The 21391-nt window shown below is 65.2% G+C and carries 15 protein-coding genes; 9 read left to right on the top strand and 6 right to left on the bottom strand.

Annotation, left to right across the window (positions count from 1 at the left end; translation table 11 throughout):
• Positions 1-12: 12 nt before the first annotated feature.
• Complete coding sequence (locus ABD704_RS08155; protein WP_344699180.1) at positions 13-687, bottom strand: hypothetical protein; 675 nt, start codon at positions 685-687, stop codon at positions 13-15.
• A gap of 65 nt (positions 688-752) precedes the next feature.
• The gene (locus ABD704_RS08160; protein ID WP_344699181.1) at positions 753-1754 is read right to left on the bottom strand and encodes a ligase-associated DNA damage response exonuclease; all 1002 of its coding nucleotides are present in this window, start codon (positions 1752-1754) and stop codon (positions 753-755) included.
• Positions 1755-1806: 52 nt separating this feature from the next.
• Here ABD704_RS08160 and ABD704_RS08165 point away from each other — a divergent pair, with 52 nt between their 5' ends.
• From ABD704_RS08165 to ABD704_RS08180, 4 genes are read left to right on the top strand one after another with little or no spacing between them, the layout of a single operon-like run.
• Positions 1807-1986: a hypothetical protein gene (locus ABD704_RS08165; protein WP_344699182.1), complete on the top strand. Its 180-nt coding sequence runs from the start codon at positions 1807-1809 to the stop codon at positions 1984-1986.
• Positions 1983-4397, top strand: coding sequence for a ligase-associated DNA damage response DEXH box helicase (locus ABD704_RS08170; protein ID WP_344700516.1), 2415 nt, complete (start codon positions 1983-1985; stop codon positions 4395-4397). The genes ABD704_RS08165 and ABD704_RS08170 overlap by 4 nt, the downstream gene beginning before the upstream one ends.
• Positions 4398-4440: 43 nt before the next feature.
• Positions 4441-4722: a hypothetical protein gene (locus tag ABD704_RS08175; protein ID WP_344699183.1), complete on the top strand. Its 282-nt coding sequence runs from the start codon at positions 4441-4443 to the stop codon at positions 4720-4722.
• 51 nt (positions 4723-4773) lie between these two features.
• Positions 4774-5223: a hypothetical protein gene (locus ABD704_RS08180; protein ID WP_344699184.1), complete on the top strand. Its 450-nt coding sequence runs from the start codon at positions 4774-4776 to the stop codon at positions 5221-5223.
• A 2-nt stretch (positions 5224-5225) separates the two neighbouring features.
• Here the strand turns inward: ABD704_RS08180 and ABD704_RS08185 are convergent, their stop codons facing one another.
• On the bottom strand, positions 5226-5720 hold the full coding sequence (locus ABD704_RS08185) for a winged helix-turn-helix transcriptional regulator (RefSeq protein ID WP_344699185.1): 495 nt from the start codon (positions 5718-5720) through the stop codon (positions 5226-5228).
• 132 nt (positions 5721-5852) lie between these two features.
• Between ABD704_RS08185 and ABD704_RS08190 the strand changes: the two genes are divergently transcribed.
• The 3 genes from ABD704_RS08190 to ABD704_RS08200 all read left to right on the top strand — a co-directional run bounded on the left by ABD704_RS08190 (position 5853) and on the right by ABD704_RS08200 (position 9773).
• Positions 5853-6179, top strand: a complete 327-nt coding sequence (locus tag ABD704_RS08190; protein WP_344699186.1) for a CC_3452 family protein — start codon at positions 5853-5855, stop codon at positions 6177-6179.
• A gap of 93 nt (positions 6180-6272) precedes the next feature.
• Positions 6273-8366 (top strand): RelA/SpoT family protein, encoded by a 2094-nt coding sequence (locus ABD704_RS08195; protein WP_344699187.1) that lies wholly within the window; start codon positions 6273-6275, stop codon positions 8364-8366.
• A gap of 3 nt (positions 8367-8369) precedes the next feature.
• Positions 8370-9773, top strand: a complete 1404-nt coding sequence (locus ABD704_RS08200; RefSeq protein ID WP_344699188.1) for a hypothetical protein — start codon at positions 8370-8372, stop codon at positions 9771-9773.
• On the opposite strand, the gene ABD704_RS08205 is transcribed toward ABD704_RS08200, so the two are convergent.
• Positions 9770-12061, bottom strand: a complete 2292-nt coding sequence (locus ABD704_RS08205) for an NADP-dependent malic enzyme (protein WP_344699189.1) — start codon at positions 12059-12061, stop codon at positions 9770-9772. The two genes, ABD704_RS08200 and ABD704_RS08205, sit on opposite strands and share 4 nt — an antisense overlap.
• 90 nt (positions 12062-12151) lie before the next feature.
• Here ABD704_RS08205 and mutS point away from each other — a divergent pair, with 90 nt between their 5' ends.
• Together mutS and ABD704_RS08215 are read left to right on the top strand one after the other, a co-directional pair.
• Positions 12152-14752: a DNA mismatch repair protein MutS gene (gene mutS / locus ABD704_RS08210; RefSeq protein ID WP_344699190.1), complete on the top strand. Its 2601-nt coding sequence runs from the start codon at positions 12152-12154 to the stop codon at positions 14750-14752.
• Positions 14749-17463: a [protein-PII] uridylyltransferase gene (locus ABD704_RS08215; RefSeq protein ID WP_344699191.1), complete on the top strand. Its 2715-nt coding sequence runs from the start codon at positions 14749-14751 to the stop codon at positions 17461-17463. Before mutS ends, ABD704_RS08215 begins: the two co-directional genes overlap by 4 nt.
• A gap of 51 nt (positions 17464-17514) precedes the next feature.
• Here the strand turns inward: ABD704_RS08215 and ABD704_RS08220 are convergent, their stop codons facing one another.
• Positions 17515-20598: a TonB-dependent receptor gene (locus tag ABD704_RS08220; RefSeq protein WP_344699192.1), complete on the bottom strand. Its 3084-nt coding sequence runs from the start codon at positions 20596-20598 to the stop codon at positions 17515-17517.
• A 157-nt stretch (positions 20599-20755) separates the two neighbouring features.
• Positions 20756-21301 carry a translation initiation factor IF-3 gene (infC, locus tag ABD704_RS08225; protein ID WP_344700517.1) on the bottom strand — a complete coding sequence of 182 codons (546 nt, stop codon included), beginning with the start codon at positions 21299-21301 and terminating at the stop codon, positions 20756-20758.
• Between the last annotated feature and the right edge of the window lie 90 nt (positions 21302-21391).

Here is a 21391-nt window from a genome sequence, read left to right on the forward strand (position 1 = left end):
CGGCCGGCGGCCTTAGTCGCCTGCGAACAGCAACGCGCTGAATGCTAACAGTAGGATGGTGATGACGAAGACGGCGCCCGCGCAAGCGACGCCGATCCCCCACCCGCGCTTGAGCTCGCGTTTGAACCACGCGGCCTGCACGCCGAAGTAAAAGACCGTCCCCGCCAAAAGCAGCACGGCAGACCCAAGCTTCGCCCAGTCGTTCTCAAGACGGCTGAGCGTTCCCGCGATGCTGTAGAACAGGAACTCAGGGGTCGTGACGAAGCATTGCGCGTAGAAGACCGGCTGAAGCGTCGTGCGATCGAGCGGTCGTCCGAGGGTCCATAGCGAGAAGGCGCCCACGACGATCGGAAGCGATGCGAACATCACGATCCTGAACAGGATCAGGCTCGTGTTGTCCGAAATGAGGCTGGCCAGGCCGCCGTCCTTGTCGATGAGATCGCTGTTCCCAATCAAAGCGAGCTCGAACCCATGGGCCAGGAGGATCGTCAGCAGTAGAAATATCGGCGGACTGAGCAGGTCGTTGAACTGCTCCTGCGGCGGCTCCTTAAGCTCCTGCTCGCCGCGCGCCATCATTTCCAACGGATGCCGAACCGACCGCCACAAGGTGCGCGGATAGAAGACGAGCCACGACATGAGCTCGTACAGAAGGTCCTCGAAGGACTTCAGAAAGACGAGGAACGGCACGGACCCCCTCCGCAATAACCCCGCCGACTGCTGTAACTGATGTCAGTGACGGCGCCTAATCGCGATCAATCGTCTTCGTCTTCATAGCCAATCAGGTTGAGCTCACGCGCCTTGATCTGGTGCGTCATGCACCAATGCTTGAGCGCTTCCTCGCGGCCGTGGGTGATCAATACCTCGCGCGGCGCTAACTCGCGGATGGTCGTCGTCAGCTCGTCCCAGTCGGCGTGGTCGGAAATGATCAGTGGCAGCTCGACATTCCGCTGCCGCGCGCGCTGGCGGATGCGCATCCAGCCCGACGCCATCGCGGTCACCGGATCGGGCAGCCGCCGCGACCAGCGATCGTTGAGCGCGCCCGGGGGCGCGATGACGATATGCCCCGCCATCTCCTGCTTGGTCGCGCCGCCGGTATGGCGAAGCTCGCCGAGATCGATGCCGAATTCCTGGTAAAGCTGGTTCAACTTCTCAACCGCGCCGTGGAAATAGATGGGCGCATCATGGCCCCGCTCGCGAAGCTCGCAGATGATCCGTTGCGCCTTGCCGAGCGCATAGGCGCCGACCAGCACGCAGCGGCTCGGATCCGAATGCAGGCGATGGAGCAATCGGTCAATCTCGCTTCCTGTGTCGGGATGGCGGAAGACCGGCAGGCCGAAGGTCGCCTCGGTAATGAAGATGTCGCACGGCACTGGCACGAACTCTGGGCAGGTCGGGTCCGGGCGCCGCTTATAGTCGCCGGACACCACGATCTTTTCGCCCTTGTGCTCGAGCACGATCTGCGCGGAGCCGAGCACATGGCCCGCGGGCACGAAGCTGACGTCCACCTCGCCGACGCGGATGCTCTCGCCATAGGCGATCGCCTGCGCGCCCGGCTGTGGCCCGTAGCGCGTCGCCATGATCGCGAGCGTCTCCGGCGTTGCCAGAACTTTCTCATGACCGCCGCGCGCGTGATCTGAGTGACCGTGGGTCACCATCGCCCTGGCCTTGGGCTGCGAAGGGTCGATCCACGCGTTCGCCGGGCGCACATAGATGCCCTCGGGATAGGACTCGATCCAGGAACCTAAGCGCGCCATTGCGAGCTATATAGGGCGAACGACAACAGAAGTTCCGCGGGAGAACAGACAAATGGACGAATCCATGTGGGGCATCATGACCATCCTCGGGCCCGCGATCCTTTTGGTCGCGTTGATCTGGCTGGTCATGCGCCGCCGCTCATCGAGCAGCACGGGGCAGACGGAAAACGCCACGCGCGACCTCTATCGCGAGGAAGAAGAGCGCCGGCGCGGGGGGACTGACGACCTCTGAGCGAGACGGCGCTACCGCCGGTCGTCCGGCAATGGTTTGAATCGAAAGGCTGGCAGCCACGCCGCCACCAGCTCGAAATGCTCGAGCGGGCGCAGCGCGGACGTAGCGCATTGCTCGTTGCCGCGACCGGCGCGGGCAAGACGCTGGCGGGCTTTCTCCCGACGATCTGCGAGCTTGCGGAGGAGCCGGCCGACGGCCTTCACACGCTCTACGTCTCGCCGCTCAAGGCGCTCGCGGTCGACGTCCAGCGGAACCTGATCGGCCCAATCGAGGAGATGGGCTTGCCGATCCGCGTCGAGACGCGGACCGGCGATACGCCATCGGACCGCAAGGCGCGGCAGCGGGTGAAACCGCCGCAGGTACTGCTGACGACACCCGAATCCCTAAGCCTGCTGCTTAGCTACCCCGACTCCGCGCAGATGTTCGAAAACCTGCGCACCATCATCGTCGACGAACTCCATGGCTTCGCCAAGGAGAAGCGCGGCGACCTGCTGTCGCTGTCGATGGCGCGATTGCAGAAACTTGCGCCCGCCCTTCGTCGCGTCGGCTTGTCGGCGACGATCAGCGATCCCGACGCCTACCGGTCCTGGCTCGCGCCCGACGCGGACATGGAACTGGTCGACCTCGTCCTAGGCGACCCCGGCGCGGAGCCCGACTTGTCGATCCTCATCCCGGAAAACCGCATCCCGTGGGCCGGCCATTCCGGCCGCCACGCCGCGCGCGAGGTGATGAAGCTGATCGAGGCGCACAAGACGACCCTTGTCTTCTGCAACACGCGGAGCCTCGCGGAGCTCATCTTTCAGGACCTGTGGGCGGTGAATGACAATTCGCTGCCGATCGGAATCCACCACGGCAGCCTCGCCGTCGAAGCGCGGCGCCGGGTCGAAGAAGCGATGGCGACGGGCAAGCTGCGCGGGTTGGTCGCCACTGCCAGCCTCGACCTCGGCATCGACTGGGGCGACGTCGACCTCGTCGTGCAAATGGGCGCGCCGAAGGGAAGCTCCCGCCTCCTTCAGCGCATCGGCCGCGCCAACCACCGCCTCGACGAGCCGAGCAAGGGCATCATAGTGCCTGGCAACCGCTTCGAATATCTCGAAGCGCGCGCGGCGCTCGATGCGATCGAGGATGGGGAGCTCGACCCCGAGAATTTCCGCCCCGGCGCGCTCGACGTGCTCGCCCAGCATATCCTCGCCATGGCGGTCTCCGCGCCCTTCCAGCAGGACGACCTACTCGCCGAAGTCCGGTCGTCCGCGCCCTACGCCGGCCTGGAGCAGGAGACGTTCGAGGAGATCCTCAACTTCATCGCGACCGGCGGCTACGCGCTCAAGGCCTACGACCGCTTCCGCCGCCTGGTGCCGGAACCCGGCGGCATGTGGCGCATCGCCCGGCCGCAGATCGCGCAGCAGCACCGCTTGAATGCCGGCGTCATCGTCGAGCAGCCCGTGCTCACCGTTCGTTTCCGCAACGGCCGCAAGCTCGGCACGATCGAGGAGGGCTATGCCTCGACCCTCGCACCCGGCGACCTGTTCTTCTTTTCCGGCCTCAGCTTGGAAGTCGAACAGTTCAAGGATGCCGACATCATCGTCCGCGCGTCGTCGAAATCGGGCCGAATCGTCACTTACGGCGGCCAGCGCATGTCGATGTCGACGCACCTCGCCAGCCGCGTCCGCCACATGCTGTGCGACCGCAACGACTGGCACCGTTTCCCGCAGGACGTCAGCGACTGGCTTGAAGTGCAGAGCGAGCGCTCGGTCCTCCCCGAACCGCACCAGCTACTGGTCGAGACCTTCCCGCATGAGGGGCGGCACTACATGGTCGCCTATAGCTTCGAGGGGTGGAACGCGCACCAGTCGCTGGGCATGCTGATCACGCGGCGCATGGAGACCGCCGGGCTCAAGCCGCTGGGCTTCGTCGCGAACGATTACGGTCTTGCCTGCTACGGCCTTGAAACCATCCACGATCCCGCGGCCCTGTTCTCGCCCGACATCCTCGAGCAGGAGTTCGTCACCTGGGTCGAAAGCTCGATGCTTCTGAAGAACGCCTTCCGCGAAGTGGCGGTGATCGGCGGTCTCGTCGAGCGGCATCACCCCGGCAAGAAGAAGTCGGGGCGCCAGGTCAGCTTCTCGACGGACCTCATTTACGACGTGCTGCGCCGCTACGAACCCGAGCATCTGCTTCTGCGCGCGGCATGGGACGATGCGCGTCGGCGGATGACCGAGCTTGGCCGCCTCGTTCGTCTCGTCGATCGAGCGTCAGCGACGATGCTCCACGTCGACGTGGAACGGATCACGCCGATGGCCGTGCCGCTGATGGTCATCGTCGGGCGCGAAGCCTTGCCGCCGGGCGCCGAAGCCGACGAATCGCTCCTGATGCAGGCCGAAGAGTTGGCCAATGCGGCAATGACGCTCTGATCGGTCATTGCCGCTTCATCGCGCATCTGCGAATCTTGCGGCCATGAAGCGTATCCTTGTCCTCGTACTGCCCGCCCTGCTCGGCGGGTGCGTTGTCGGCACCGTTGCCAAAACCGCCGTCGATGTTGTCACTCTGCCGGTGAAGGTCGTCTCCGCAGGCGTCGATGCGGCAACCACCAGCCAGGCCGAAGCTGACCAGAAGCGCGGTCGTGAAATCCGCAAGGAAGAGGAACGCCGCGGGCGCGAACTTCGGCTAGCGGAAGAGCGGTGCCGCAAGGGAAAGCCGCTTCCCGAGGACGATTGCTCGCGCGTCCAGCAGCGCTGACTCTATCTCGGTGCACTGGACAAGCGCGCGCGGCCACAGCAAGCCCGCGCGATGCGCTACTTCCTCGATACGGAATATAATGGCATCGGCGGCGCCTTATTGAGCCTCGCGCTGGTGCCCGATGACGGGGAAGAGCTGTATCTCACCCTGAAGACCGACCAGCCCATCGTCGAATGGGTTCAGAAGCATGTCATTCCCTATCTCGACATGGTGCCCGAGCAGCTATCGTGCCCTCGCCTCGAGCATAACGACGCTGCGCATGCGCTCGAACGCTACCTTCGACATGACGAAGATGTGCTGATCGTCGCGGACTGGCCCGAGGACGTCGCGCAATTCTGCAACCTGCTCATCACGGGGCCAGGCGACATGGTCGAGCTGCGCCACCTGACGTTTCGGCTTACCCCGATGAGCAATTTCAGCACGGCGGCTAACAGCCGGGTCCCGCACAATGCGCTGCACGACGCGCGCTCGCTGCGCGATCACGTGCTGGCGATGGAATAGAATTATTCTGCGGCGGTCCGGATCGTCTCGGCGCCTTCGCGCTCGATCCAGGTAAGGTCTCGCAGGGACAGAGGTCGGCCGTCCTCAGCCTGGACGCACAACTTGCGGACCGGCTTGCGGTCTCGGGTGTCGGCCAGCACCACGCGCATCTTCCCGTAGCCCCATTCCTCGCCCCACTGCCGCATCGCGAGCACGACCGGCAGCAGGCCCTCGCCCTTCGGGGTCAGCGAATAGATGACGCGCCTTTTGTCCGTCGGATCGGGCGAGCGTTCGAGCACGCCGCCGGCGACCATCCGGCCAAGGCGATCCGAAAGGATGTTGCGGGCGATACCGAGACCCGCCTGAAATTCCTCGAAATGCCGGAGGCCGTTGAGCGCCCCGCGGAGGATTAGGAAAGCCCACTTTTCTCCGATCAGCTCGACCGCGGCCGGGATCGGGCATGACAAAGCGGCTTCCTTGAACTCGTCAATATGCGACGTCAGCCGGTCTGCGGGCATCCAGGTCTCCCTCTTCCCGAGTCTCATCAAAGCACAAGACGGGCCAAAAAAACAGTTGCAACTTGCAACCATAGATTTTATTCGTTTTGAATCGCAACCTAAAACAGGCCCGCAACAGGAGGACCCGACGCGATGCTCCGTTCCATCTTTACTTTTTCCGCGCTTGCGCTGACCGCCACGGCCGCCACGGCCGCCACGGCTTCGAGTTATTCGGCCAAGCCGGCCGCGCCGACGACCGAGCGCTTCATTACCCGCGACATCACCTGGAATTGCACCGAGGCCGCCTGCCAGGGCGCGACGCAGGAGAGCCGCCCGCTCGTCCTCTGTCAGTCGCTCGCCAAGCGCGCCGGCCGCCTTGAGAGTTTCGCCGTTGATGGCCGCGCCCTCGCCGCCGCCGAGCTCGACCGCTGCAACGCGTCGGCAAAGGCGCAAGGCTCGAAGGCCCTCGCCACCCAGTAAGCTCGCCTTGGGACCGCGCGGTCATTCTCCTCTTCGCGCGGCCCCTTCCTTTCGCGCTTGCACAATAGCGGCGCACTCCCCCATCTTAGACTTGTGCTGAGACAGTATGAGCTGGTCGAGAAGGTTCGGACCTACGATCCCGATGCGGACGAAGGGCTGATCAACCGCGCTTACGTCTTCTCGATGAAGGCGCACGGCACGCAGGTTCGTGCATCGGGCGATCCTTATTTCAGCCATCCGATCGAGGTCGCGGGCATCCTCACCGACCTCAAGCTCGACGACCAGACCATCGTCACCGCGATCCTCCACGACACGATCGAGGACACGCTCGCTACGACCGAAGACATCGAGAGACTGTTCGGCAAGGACGTCGCCCGACTAGTCGACGGCGTCACCAAGCTCAGCAAGATCGAGGCGCAGTCCGAAAATGAGCGCGCCGCCGAGAACCTCCGCAAGTTTCTCCTCGCGCTGTCGGACGACATCCGCGTCCTCCTCGTGAAGCTGGCCGACCGGCTCCACAACATGCGCACGCTCCATCACATCCCGTCGGAGGAGAAACGGCGTCGCATCGCGCGCGAGACGATGGATATCTACGCGCCGCTCGCCGAGCGGATCGGCATGTACGAGATGATGACCGAGATGCAGACGCTCGCGTTCCGGGAGCTCGAGCCCGACGCCTACGCCTCGATCATGCGCCGCTTGAATCAGCTCACCGACTCCGGCGGCGACCTCGTCAACCGGATCGGCCTCGGCCTCCAGCTCTATCTCGCCGACAACGGCCTCGAGGCCGAGGTGCTCGGTCGCCAGAAGCACCCGTTCTCGATCTGGAAGAAGATGGCCGAGCGGCACATCAGCTTCGAGCAATTGTCGGACGTGATGGCGTTCCGCATCATCGTCGCGGACGTCGGCGAATGTTATCGGGCGCTCGGCCTTATCCACCGGCGGTGGCCGATGGTCCCGGGCCGCTTCAAGGATTACATCTCGACGCCCAAGCGTAACGGCTACCAGTCGCTGCACACATCGGTGATTCACGATTCCAAGATGCGGATCGAAATCCAGATCCGCGACCGTTCGATGCACGGCATCGCCGAACGCGGGCTTGCTGCACACTGGGCCTACAAGGAGGGCAAGCCCAAAGGCGACATGAACATCCCGTGGGTCGATGACCTTGTCGAGATCCTCGACCATGCCGAGAGCCCGGAAGAGCTGCTCGAGCATACGCGGATGGCGATGTACCAGGATCGCATCTTCGCCTTCACACCGAAGGGCGAGCTCATCCAGCTGCCCAAGGGCGCCACCCCGGTCGACTTCGCCTACGCCGTCCACACCGATCTCGGCGACCGCACCGTCGGCGCCAAGGTCAATGGTCGCGTAGTGCCGCTCCGCACGATGCTGGAGAATGGCGACCAGGTCGAAATCCTCGCGTCCGAGGCGCAGCATCCGCAGCCGTCGTGGCTGCGTTTCGTTGCCACCGGCAAGGCACGCGCCGGCGTGCGCCGCTTCGTCCGCCACAAGGAACGTGACGAGACCATTCAGCTCGGCCGAAAGATCTACGACGAGATCATCGCACGCCTGCCCGCGGAGCTCGACAAGGACGCGCTCAAGCGCGCGCTCAAGAAATTGAAGATCGAGAACGAAGACGAGTTGATGATCGGCATCGCCCGCAAGCGCGTCAGCGACGAAGCGCTAATGGAAGCGCTGATGCCGGGTTCCGCAGGCGGCGACGTTGCCTCACCTCGCCCGCTCGGTCAGCGTCAGGCGATCTCGATCAAGGGTCTGACGCCCGGCGTCGCCTATCACCTCGCGCAATGCTGCCACCCGATCCCGGGCGACCGCATCGTCGGCCTGCGTCGCGAGGATGAGGAGATCGAGGTACACGTCATCGGCTGCGATACGCTTGCAAGCGGCGTCGATGCCGATTGGCTCGACCTGGCCTGGGGCGAGGGTTCGGACGGCGGCGCGGCGCGGCTGGCGGTAATCCTGCGCGACATCCCGGGCGCGCTAGGCACGATGTCCGGCATCCTCGGCACCAAGCACGCAAACATCATCAACCTGCAACTGGTGCACCGCGACGGGAGCTTCCAGACCTTCCACCTCGACATCGAGGTGCACGACCTGGCGCATTTGCACGCAATCATCGCCGCGCTTCGGGATGCCGATCCGGTATCGAGCGTCGAAAGGATCTAGACCTTGGGGGGAGCCGCGGGGGCGGGCCGGGCATCACGGGCTGACAAGGCCGAGCTGGCGCTAGCGGCGCTCGCGATCGCCGCTGTCGCACTGACGCTCGTCCTTCGCATCCTCGCCGCACGCGGCCAGCCGCTGACCACCGACGAGACATTCACGCTGATGATCACGAGCCAGCACGCGCTCGGCGACTTCATCCGCGAAGCGCGGCGCGACGTGGCCGCACCGCTTTATTACACCGTGATGCACTTCCTTCCTGTGGGCATGAGCGACACAGGCATGCGCCTGCCGTCGTGGGCGTTCATGATCGCGGGATCAGCGCTGCCGCTCCTTTGGCGCATTCCGAACCAGCCCCGGAGTGCGGCGATTGCCTGGGCGGCGCTGCTGTTCCTGTGGCTCCCCGGCGCAATTTTCGCCGTTCAGGCTCGGCCTTATGCCTTGCTGTTCCTGACGGCGACGGGGCAGACCATCGCCTTTGCGCAGTTGATGGAAGAGCCGAGCCTGCGCCGCGCATTCGTGTGGACGGCGACGGCGTCGCTAACGCTCCTCACGCATTATATGTCGGCGCCACTGGGACTTGCACAGGGCCTCGTCCTACTGTTCGCCGTGCGTGGTCGCGCGAGCCGGCTCTGGCCGTCCTTGCTGGTCCTGCTGATCCCGCTCGTCGAAGCGGTCACGCATTACCGGCAGCTGACTTCCTTCGCGTCGAGCGACGCCAACTGGCTCCCCAAGATCAGCTTTTCGAACGTCGGCGAGTATCTGACCTACGGGCTCGGTCCCCTTGGCTTCGTGCTACTCCTGATCGCGCTCGCATCGCGCTACCTCAACCGCAGCGAGGCAATGCCACGCGGGGCCACCCTCGCGTCGAGCGCCGGTGCCATTGCGCTAGCGATTCTGATCGGAGCTGGGTGGCATCGCTCACTGATCGTCGACCGCTACCTCACTGCCTGCGCGCCCGCGTTGATGCTGGCGCTGGTGACCATCGCCGCAACGACAATCGGACGCTTGCTGCTGGTCGCTGTCGCTGCCGGACTGGGAATCTTCGCCTCCGCTTTTGCGCCGCTGGAAATCCGCGAGCACAGCATGGAATGGGCGGTAAACAAGCTGGTGCCTTACCAACCCAAGAAGGTCGTCTTCTCGCTCGCCAACAAGGGTCAAGAAACGCTCGCGCCAGAGACCGGCGAGGAATTGGGCGCGGTCCTCTTCCGTCGCGCGGGGGTCGAGACGCAGGCACGCCTCGTGCCGACGATGAACGGTCGCGAGCTCATCGCGGCGGCCGACAAGGAAACGGCGATCATCTGGGTCTTCTCGCCCAATCGCCAGCCGCTCGCCAAAATGATCGCGCGTCAGCGGCGATGCTATATTGCGCCGATGCAGCTCGCCTGCCCGCCGCGGAGCGCAACACCTTAGGGCCGCCGCGCCGCCTGCCGCTGTTGCCGGGCATGCGCATCGCCGGCCGCCAGGACTGCCAGCATCACCAGATCCGACGCCGTCGCCGTCATCGGCGCGATCTGCACCGGATGCTCGAGTCCGAGCACATAAGGCCCAAGCACACTCTCGCCGCCAAGCTCACGCAGAAGTTTCGCAGACAGGCTCGCCGACTGAAGGCCCGGCATGACGAGGATGTTCGCCGGCCCTGACAGGCGGCTGAACGTGTAGAAACGCTGTTGCAGCTCGTAATTTAGCGCGACGTCAGGCGCCATTTCACCTTCATATTCGAAGTCGGTCTGGAACCCGTCGAGGATCGTCACGGCCTCGCGCAGCTCTTCGATGTGCATGCCCGGTGGATTGCCGAACGTCGTGTAGCTGGTGAACGAAACGCGCGGCTCGAGTCCCATTCGCCGCGCGAAAGCAGACGCCCGCAGCGCAATGGCCGCATATTGCTGTGCCGTCGGGCGCTCGGTCACGGCGGTATCGGCGATGAGCACGGTGTGGCCGCGGCCGACGATGACGTTGATTCCGAACGGCGTCGCGCCCGGTTCGTCGTCGATTACCGTGCGCACCTGGCGCAGCGACTGGCTGAACGGCCGAGTGGTGCCGGTGATCATCGCATCCGCCTCGCCGAGCGACAGCATCGCCGCAGCAAAATAGTTGCGGTCCTGGTTCACCATCCGCTCGATCTCGCGCTTCAGAAAACCGTGGCGCTGATGCTTCTGGTAGATGTGCTCGACTGCGCGGCCGACCAGCGGCGAGTTGCGGCTGTTGAGCACCTCATATTCCTGCGGGTTGTCGACGCCCATTTCCTTGAGCAGGTCGTAGACATCCTCGCGCCCGACCAGCACCGGCGTGCCGTAACCGTTTTCCTTGAATGCGATTGCTGCGCGCAGGACGTTTGGCTCCTCGCCCTCGGCGAACAACACCCGCTTCGGGTTAGCTCGCGCGCCCTCGTAGGCAAGACTCATCACGCCGACCGTCGGATTCAGCCGTGCCCGCAGCTGCTCGCGATACGCTTCCATGTCGGGAATCGGCTTCTGCGCGACACCGCTCTTCACCGCCGCTTCCGCAACGGCCGCCGCAACTATCTCCATCAGCCGCGGATCGAACGGTGCGGGAATGATATATTCGCGCCCGAAGCTGTGCGAGCGGCCGCCGTAGGCCCGCGCCACCTCTTCGGGCACCGGCTCGCGCGCGAGCTCAGCCAATGCTTCCGCTGCCGCGATCTTCATCTCGTCGTTGATCGCCGTCGCGCGCACATCGAGCGCCCCGCGGAAGATGAACGGGAAGCCGAGCACGTTGTTGACTTGGTTCGGGAAATCCGACCGGCCGGTCGCAATGATCGCATCCGGCCGCGCTTCCATGGCCAGCGGGGGCCAGATCTCGGGGTCCGGATTGGCCATGGCGAAGATGATTGGCTCCTTCCCCATCGTCTTCACCATCTCGGGCGTCAGCACGTTGGCCGCCGACAGGCCCAGAAACACGTCGGCGCCGACCAGCGCTTCGGCAAGCGTCTCGCGGTCCGTGTCGACGGCATGCGCCGACTTCCACTGATCGAGGTCGTCGCGCGTCTTGGTGATGACGCCCTTGCGATCGCACATCAGCACATGGTCGTGGCGGACGCCCATCGCCTTGATCAATTCGGTGCAGGCGATCGCCGCTGCTCCAGCGCCGTTCACCACCACGCGAATGTCGCGCATTTCGCGGCCGGTCAGGTGGCAGGCGTTGATGAGCCCGGCCGCGGTGATGATCGCCGTCCCGTGCTGGTCGTCGTGGAAGACCGGGATGTTCATCCGTTCGCGCAGCGTCTGTTCGATGATGAAGCAATCGGGCGCGGCAATGTCTTCGAGATTGATGCCGCCGAAGCTCGGCTCAAGCAGTTCGACCGCGTCGATGAAACGCGCTGCATCTTCGGTGTTCAGTTCCAGATCGATTGCATCCACGTCGGCGAAGCGCTTGAACAGCACTGCCTTGCCTTCCATCACCGGCTTCGACGCAAGCGCGCCCAAATTGCCAAGCCCAAGGATGGCCGTGCCGTTGGAGATGACGGCGACCAGATTGCCCTTCGCCGTATAGTCGTAGGCGCAGCCCGGGTTCTCGGCGATCGCGCGCACTGGGACCGCGACGCCGGGCGAATAAGCGAGCGCGAGGTCGCGCTGCGTCGCCATCGGCTTCGACGCGATAATTTCGATCTTCCCCGGCCGGCCTCGCGAATGGAACTCGAGCGCTTCGGCTTCAGTATATCTGACATTGCTTTCCGACATGGGGCCGGGCCTTAGGCACTGGCCCGCAAAGAGTCACGGCCAAGCCCATTCGGAGTCGCATGGCGCGGGCCGAGCGGCTACCAATCAGCAATGGCTCGCGCCGACGCTCCGACACCCATGATGGTCCAGTACAAGCGCCTCAAGGAAGAGGCGGCGGACGCATTGCTGTTCTATCGCATGGGCGACTTTTTCGAGCTGTTCTTCGACGACGCAAAGGTCGCCTCAGCCTGCCTGGACATCGCGCTGACCAAGCGCGGCGAGGATTCGGGCGAGCCGATCCCGATGTGCGGTGTGCCTGCCCATTCGGCCGAATCCTATCTCGCGCGGTTGATCAAGGCGGGCCACCGCGTCGCCATCGCCGAGCAGACGGAGAGCCCCGCCGAGGCCCGCAAGGCGCGCGGTTCGAAGGCACTGGTCGACCGCGCCATCATCCGCCTCGTCACGCCCGGCACGCTGACGGAAGAAACGTTGCTCGAATCATCGGCGGCCAACTGGCTAGCGGCCGTCGGGCGCGCCGGCGACGACTGGGCGATTGCCGCGGCGGACATTTCGACCGGGCGGTTCGAGCTGATCGCGCTCGGGACGGGCGAATTGGCGGCCGAGTTCGCGCGCCTGTCGCCGGCGGAAACCATCGCCGACGGATCGATACCCGGCGTGCGGACCTCGGCGGGCAAAGGCGGCTTCGACAGCCTTGCCGGCGAACGTGCGCTCAAAGCGCGTTTCGGTCTGGCAACGCTCGACGGCTTGGGCACGCCATCGCGTGCCGAACTGGCGGCAGCAGGCGGCATGCTCGCCTATCTCGACGCGACACAGAAGGGCGCCGGCATCCTGCTCGACGCACCGCGCCGCGTGGCGCGCGCCCGCCACATGGCGATCGACGCCGCCACGCGCGACAGCCTTGAACTGGCGCGCTCGGTTGGCGGCGGCGTAGCCGGCAGCCTGCTCGGCGAAATCGACCGCTGCCAGACTGCCGCTGGCCGTCGCTTACTCTGCGAGGACATCGGCGCGCCGCTGACGGATAAGCACCTGATCGAAGCCCGTCTGGCGCTGGTCGAATGGCTGCACGAAGATGCGATCCGCCGCGCCCGCGTGCGCCAAGCGCTCAAAGCCATGCCGGACTTCGCACGGGCGTTGGCACGGCTCGCCGCCGGGCGCGGGAGCCCACGCGACCTATCCCTGCTCCGAGACGGCCTCGCCGCCGCCGCGGCGCTGAAGGCCGAGCTGGAAGCCGAACCGCTGATCCCGGCCCTACTGACGTCCTTGCTGCCGAAGCTCGGCCGCCATGATGCGATCATCGAGAAATTCACGCGGGCGCTCGTCGAGTCTCCGCCGATCGATGCGTCGAAAGGCGGGTACATCGCGGAAGGGTACGACCCGCAGCTCGACGCACTGCGCGACGCGGCATCAAACGGTCGTCGGGCCATCGCCGCGCTGGAAAGCCGCTACCGCGATGCCACCGGTGTCGGCTCGCTTAAGATCCGCCACAATGCGGTGCTCGGCTATCATGTCGAGGTCTCCGCGAAGAACGCCGACCGCTTGATGGCGCCTGACAGCGGATTCACGCACCGCCAGACGCTGGCCGGGGTCGTCCGCTTCAACTCGCCCGAGCTGCACGAGGAGGCCGCACAGGTCGTCGAGGCCGGCAGCCGCGCTCTCGCCGCCGAAGCCGCGCACGCCGAAGAGCTGACGGACCTCGCTGTCGCCGCCGCCCCGCTGATCACTGCGACCGCCGAGGCCATCGCCCGGATCGATGTCGCCGCTTCGAACGCCGAACGGGCAGCCGAAGGCGGGTGGGTGCTCCCGCAGCTTGTCGAGCAGCCGTGCCTCGAGGTCGACGCCGGCCGTCACCCGGTCGTCGAGACCGCCCTCAAGGGCAGCGGCGAGCGGTTCGTCGCCAACGACCTCGCGCTCGGACCGAACGACCGGCTGTGGCTGATCACCGGCCCTAACATGGGCGGCAAATCGACCTTTCTCCGCCAAGCCGCGCTCATCGCCGTTCTCGCCCAGTCGGGCTCCTATGTTCCCGCTGCCCGTGCGAAGGTCGGGATCGTCGACCGGCTGTTCAGCCGCGTTGGCGCCTCCGACAATCTCGCGCGCGGCCGCTCGACCTTCATGGTCGAGATGGTCGAAACCGCCGCCATTCTCGCGCAGGCGACGCCCAAGAGCCTCGTCATTCTCGACGAGATCGGGCGTGGCACCTCGACCTACGACGGGCTCGCCATCGCCTGGGCGGTGGTGGAAGCGATGCACGACCAGGCCAAGTGCCGAACCCTGTTCGCCACCCACTATCATGAGCTTACCCGCCTCGCGGGGCGGCTCGACGCCTTATCGCTTCACCACGTCCGCGCCCGCGAATGGAAGGGCGATCTCGTCCTTCTCCACGAAGTCGCTGGCGGCGCGGCCGACCGTAGCTACGGCATCGCCGTTGCCAAGCTCGCTGGCCTGCCGCCGACGGTCGTTGCGCGCGCGCGGTCGGTGCTGGCCAAGCTCGAGGCGGGGCGCGACGCGACCGGCGGAATTGCGGCAGGGCTCGACGACCTGCCCCTGTTTGCCGCGACGGCCGATGCCGAGCCCGCGCCCGATCCGATCTTGGCGGCGCTGGACGCCGTGGATCCTGACAGCCTTTCCCCGCGCGAGGCGCTCGACGCGCTCTACCAGCTTAAAAGGCTGGCAGCCGAGCAGGGGAAATGAGCCAACCCGACGTCCTCGATCAGCGCGCGATCATCGACCGCCGTGAAGTCGCGGATCGACTGGCTGCTCTGACCGACCAGAAAAGCCACGGCGAGGCCGTCGCAATCCTCGGGCAAGCGCTTGCTCATGGCCGCGCGGAGATCGCACGCCGCCTGACCGAGCAGCCCGGCAACGGCCGCGCCGCCGCGCAGGCGACGGCATTCCTCCACGATCAGCTCATGCGCCTCGCTTTCGAGTTCGTTGGCGGCCCGTCCCACGACTTCGCGCTCGTCGGTCTCGGCGGCACCGGGCGCGGCGAGATGGCGCCGTTCAGCGATCTCGACCTCATGTTCCTGACCACAAAGGCCGCGACACCGGAGCAGGAACGAGCGTCCGAGGCGATGCTCCACCTGCTGTGGGACCTTAAGCTGAAGGTCGGCCATTCCTTCCGCTCGACGCCGCAACTCCTAGCGCTCGCCAAGAAGGATATGAGTGTCAGAACCGCATTCCTCGAAGCGCGACTGATCTGGGGCAACGCGGCTCTGTTCGACGCTGCCATGCTCCGCTTCCGCAAAGAGGTCGTCGCGGGCACAGCTGCGGAATTCGTCACTGCCAAGCTCGCCGAGCGTGACGCGCGTCACGTTAGGATGGGTGACAGCCGCTATGTGGTCGAACCGAACGTCAAGGATGGCAAAGGTGGCCTACGCGATCTCCACGCCCTCTATTGGATCGGCAAATATGTGCACGGCGTCGAGCGACCCGCAGACCTCGTCGGCGCAGGGCTCCTGACCGCCGCGGAGTTCCGCCGCTTCGACCGCGCCGAGCGCTTCCTCTGGTCAGTACGCTCGCACCTGCACCTGCTCGCCGGCCGGCCCGAGGAGAGGCTCAACTTCGAATATCAGCCCCGCATTGCGGAAATCATGCATTACGCCGACCGGCCCGGGAAATCCGCGGTCGAGCGCTTCATGCAATTCTACTTCCTCAACGCGAAGACCGTCGGCGACCTCACCGGCGTGTTCCTCGCGCAGCTCGACGAGCAAATGGGCAAGAAGGGCTTCCGGTTCGCGCTTCCGACCATCCGCCGCCGGCCCAAGCGCCTCAGCGGATTCGTCCTCGACCGCGGACGTATTTCGATTCCGGCGGACGACTTCTTCCGGGCTGAGCCGGTTCGCCTGCTCGAGATGTTTGCGCTCGCCGCTCGCGAGACGCTGCAAATTCATCCGATCGCGATGCGCGCGGCAGCGCGGGACGCAGTCCTCATCGATCACGCCGTGCGCCGCGATCGGCGCGCCAATGCCTTGTTCCTCGAAGTACTCACCTGCAGGCAGTCGCCTGAGATCGTGCTCCGCTGGATGAACGAAGCCGGCGTCTTCGGCCGCTTCGTTCCCGACTTCGGCCGTGTCGTCGCGCAGATGCAGTTCGACATGTATCACCACTATACCGTCGACGAGCATTCGATTCGTGCGATCGGCCTGGTGGCGGCAATCGAGCGCGGCGACCTCAAGCAGGATCACCCGCTCTCCACTGCCATCGTGCAAAAGCAGATCGCGTCGCGCCGCGTGCTTTATGTGGCGGTGCTGCTGCACGACATCGCCAAGGGACGTGGCGGCGACCATAGCGAGATTGGCGCCGAGATCGCGCTCAAGCTTTGCCCGCGCTTCGGGCTCGACGCGGCGGAAACCGAGACCGTGTCGTGGCTCGTCCGCTATCACCTCCTGCTGTCGTCGACGGCGTTCAAACGCGACCTCGCCGACCCCAAGACGATCGACGATTTCGTCCGCCAGGTGCAAAGCCCCGAGCGGTTACGGCTCCTTCTGGTGCTCACCGTCGTCGACATCCGCGCCGTGGGCCCCGGCATTTGGAACGAATGGAAGCGCACGCTCCTGCGTACTTTGTTCGAGGCCGCCGAAGAGCGCCTCCGTCTTGGCCACAAGCAGCACGGACGGTCCGAGCTGGTGTCGCTGCGGCAGAAGGATCTCGCCGATGCACTCGGCTGGAAGAGCTCCGCGATCCGTGCGCACGCGAACCGCCTGAGCGACAGCTATTGGCTAGCCGAGCCGCTGTCCTGGCAAATCGCCAATGCCCGGCAAGTGGCGGCCGCCGAAGCACGCTTCGGGGACGTCAAGCCGAGCGTGACGGTCGAGGACGATGCCGAGAGCGGCGCCACCCGGGTCAGCGTCTTCACGCCCGATCGTGAGGGCCTCTTCTACCGCATCTGCGCTGGCCTCGCCTCGGCGGGCGCGAACATCATCGATGCCAGGATCCACACCACGCGCGACGGGATGGCGCTCGACAATCTCCTCATCCTCGACGGCCGCAACAAGCCGTATCACGACCGCCGCTTGCGCAACCGGCTCGTGAAGTCGGTCGAGCAGGCACTCACCAGCAAAGAGCCGCCACCCCTTCCAGCCGCCGAGCCGGGACGACCGCGCAGCAGTGCGTTCGAGGTCGCGCCGTCAGTTGCCATTGCCGATCGTGCTTCAACCCGAACTACGGTTGTCGAAGTGAACGCTCGCGACCGCCCGGCGCTGCTGGCGTCGCTGGCGGCGGCCATTCACGGCCAGCATCACCAGATCCACTCTGCGCACATCGCAACATTCGGCGAGCGCGCGGTCGACGTTTTCTACCTCACGCGCGCCGACGGGCGAAAGCTCGACCAGCAGGATATCGACGCCCTGCGAAGCGCGCTGCTCGCCGCGACGACGCAGGCCTCGGAAGCACAAGCCGCATAAGAGAAGGGCCTCGCATTGCTGCGAGGCCCCGATCTTGCTGTCCCCTGTCGGTTAGCCGCGCTCTGGCGCCGGCGGTGGCGGGGGCGGTGGAGGCGGCGGCGCCGGGCAGGTGTCGCTCGCTAGGATTACCGATCCATCCGGGCAGCTCTGCGTCGCCGGCGGTGGCGGCGGTGGAGGCGGCGGCGCTTCGTAGACCGGCGGCGCGGCCTTGTGGAAGCCGAGCTTTCCACGCAGCGTCAGGCCGAAGGTCCGCGGCTCGCCGAGGAAGCCGGCATAAAGCTGGGTCGAACGCGGGTAGAACCCGGCTTCGACACCGCGCGTCGTGCCGCTGCCCTGCACCGGCGCATCGAAGCCGACCTGCAGATAGTTCTGGTCGAACACGTTCTGCGCCCAGGCTTCGATCGCCCAGTGGTCGTCCCGTCCGTGCAGTCCGATGCGCGCATTGACCACGGTGAACGCCTTCTGCACCTTTTCGATGTCGAGGTCGGAGCCGGTGTTGAAGTGGCTCATGTGCCGGAAGTCCGCGTAGACGAGGCCCCGTAGGCCGCCTCCACCGATCGGCGGTGTCCACGCGATCGAGCCCGTCGCCGTCCATTCCGCCGAGTTCGATACCCGGCGTCCCGGAAGCTGGAACAAGGCGTTGGTCAGCGGACGCCCGTCCGCACCGACCAGATTGTCGCGATACTTGGTGTTGGCGAGCACGAGGCCGCCGTTGATCGCGAGGTCGGTCAACGGACGCGTGAACGCTTCCAGCTCGAAGCCGTAGTTCTTCACGCCCGCGCGGGTTTTGCCCGTGCAGGCGCCGGTGACCGGGTTGTTGTCGCTATCCGCGCCGCCCAGGTCCTCGCTGCAGCTGTTCACGTTCTCGACGATGAAGTTGAGACCGTTGAAGGTGTTCAGCTGGAAGTTCTTGAAGAGCTGGTGGAACAGCGCGACGTTGATGTCGATGCCGCGGCCATTGTACTTCGCGCCGAGTTCAAACGCGTCGTTCGTTTCCGGCTTGAAGGTGAGGTCCGCGGCCGAAGCGACATGGCCCTGACAGCCGACCTGCGTCGAGGTGTAGCAGATGGCTCCCGAGCCCGGCAGGCCGTTCGGTGTCGTGGTCGCGCGCCATAGTGCGGAGCGATCGAGGTTGAAGCCGCCCGCCTTGTAACCGCGCGAATAGCTTGCGTAGGTCAGCAAGCGCGGCGTCGGCTTCCAGCTTAGCACCGCAGTGCCGGACACGCGGCTTTCGGTCAGCTTGTCGTCGAGGCCGAGGCTGCCGCCCGGAATGCTCGGAATGACGCACGGAAGCTGCGCAAGCGAGGCGAACGGTGAGCCGGAGATCGCCGTGCACAACAGCCCGCCGACGTCGGCGAGATCGCCGTTCAGGCGCTTTTGCTCATGCGTGTAGCGTGCACCGAGCGTCAGCTTGAGCGTCGGCGTGAACGAGATGATGTTGTGCGTGAACAGCGCCCAGTTGTTGCTCGTCTGGCGCCAGCTGTCGTTCAGTCCCGCGCCGGTGAAGCCCGACGGCGCACCAAGCAACGTTCCGATGTTCGTGAAGCCGCTGTTGGTGAACGGCGGGGCGCTGAAGTTCGCCGATACGCCCGGCCCTCCGGTGTTGTTGAGGCGGGCAAAGGCCGACAATGCGCTGATGTTGCCGGCAAGCGCTGTCGCGAGCGGGATATTCCCCGCCAAGACCGCCGCATTATACTGCCCGACAAGCGCCGCGCGGACGCCGGTGGCGACCGGCGTGTTGAAGCAGGTCGGCGACGCGCCCGGCGCAAGGATGCTAGCTGGAACGCCGGGGCTGCTCGCGAAATTCGCGGCCACGAGACAGTTCGCGTAGCGGCTGTAATCGGCGCCGTACGAAAGGTTGTCGTCGACCCGCAGCTTTTCATTCGCGTAGTAGCCGCCGACGAGCCAGTCGAGATGGTTGGCAAAGGCGCTGCCCTGAAGCCGAAGCTCCTGGCTGAACGTCTTGAAGCGGTTGAACGAACCGCCGTCGCTGTCGCGATAAAGGATGTCGAGGTTGTTGAAGTCGGCATCCTGGCCGCGCTGATAATTGTTGTAGCGATAGGCCGTGATGGAGGTCAGTTCGCCCCAGCCCAGGTCGAGTACGCCTTCACCCGACAGGCCCCAGTCGCGCACGTCCGAAGCATAATCGCGGCCCGGAGTGATCGAGACCTTCCGGGCGTAGGTGTCGTCGTTGATGATGCCACCCAGCGCGCGTTCGATGCCCGCGATCGTCGACGGCTGCTTGCCGGCGGAAGTGACGTCGAACGCCGGCAAATAGGGCGCGGCGCAGCATTCTTCCTTGCGCTTTGCGTAGTCACCGATGACGCGGAACGAGAAATTGTCGCTCGGCTGGAACAGGACCTGGCCGCGAACGAGGAAGCGGTCGCGGTCGTTGACGCGGCGACCCGAGACGACATCCTTCAGGAAGCCGTCGCGCTTCACATAAACCGAGTCGAGGCGCACCGCGATGGTATCGGTAAGGCCGCCAGTCGCGCTCTCCTCGAGACGCACGAAGCCATAATTGCCGACATCGATCTGACCCGCGAATTCGGGGTCGAAACGCGGCTTTGCAGTGATGATCGAAATAAGGCCGGCGGACGTGTTGCGGCCGAACAGTGTACCTTGCGGTCCGCGCAGCACTTCGATGCGGTCGAGTGCGCCGAGTTCGGTGAGACCCATGCCAGCGCGCGAGCGGTAGACGCCGTCGATGAAGACGCCGACCGAGCCTTCGAGGCCGGGGTTGTCGCCGACGGTGCCGATGCCGCGGATGCGGGCGACGGCGGCGCCACCTTCGGACGAGGTCGACGATACCAGCAGCGACGGCGAAACCTGGTTGAGCTGCCGAATGTCGGTCGCGCCCGTGTACTTAAGGCTCTGCGCGGTGACCGCGCTGACCGCCATCGGGACATCGGAGAGTGCTTCGTTACGCCGCGTCGCGGTGATGACGATGTCGCCGGTGTCGACCGGCTGCTGTTCGCGCGCCTGATCCTGCGTCGCAGCGCCTTCGGTCGCGCCCGGCGTCGGCTGGGCAGTCTGCTTGTCGGTGTCGGTGGGCGACGTCGCGGTTTGTGCAAACGCAGGAGTCGCAAGGATGGTCAGCCCGGCCGAAAGCAGCCACGCGGATTTGCGGTTCATATGTCTCTCCCCCTCGGGCGCGAAACGCCCGGTCGTTGAGGAGGCTAATGTGGAATCTACGGCGATGGAAGCGCGACAAGTGACGACACGGGAACAATGACGTTCCCGTGAAGCAATTTGGCAACAGCAGTGTAAGTAAGCGCGGCGCGCTAAAAGCTTATTTGGGCGCGAGCACCATCAGCATTTGGCGGCCTTCCATGCGCGGGTGCGCTTCGACCTTCGCGACGTCCGCCGTCTGCTCCTGCACGCGGCGCAACACGGCCATGCCGAGCTCGCCGTGCGCCATCTCACGACCGCGGAAGCGCATGGTGACCTTCACCTTGTCGCCGTCCTCCAGGAACTCGAACACCTTCTTCATCTTGGTGTCATAGTCGTGGTCGTCAATGTTCGGACGCATCTTGATCTCCTTGATCTCCTGCGTCTTCTGCTTCTTGCGCTGCTCGTTGGCCTTCTTCTGCGCCTCATATTTGAAGCGGCCTATGTCGAGGAACTTGGCGACGGGCGGGTCGGAATTCGGGGAAATCTCGACCAGGTCGAGCCCGACCGACTGTGCCTGCTCAAAAGCCTCTCGCGTATACATCACGCCCAGGTTCTCGCCGTTTTCGTCGATCACCCGGACCTTCTGGGACTGGATGAATTCATTGTAGCGAGGGCCGGTAAATTGCGGCGGCGCCTGTGTGCGGCGCGGATAGGGCGGCGGTATAGCGAAGACTCCGTTGTGGTTGTTGGTGAGCGTGCGAGTTAGGGGTTCGTTCGCGCAATGAAAAGTCCGCGTGAACAAATGTGAGTCATT

Source organism: Sphingomonas limnosediminicola, from assembly GCF_039537965.1.
GTDB lineage: Bacteria > Pseudomonadota > Alphaproteobacteria > Sphingomonadales > Sphingomonadaceae > Sphingomicrobium > Sphingomicrobium limnosediminicola.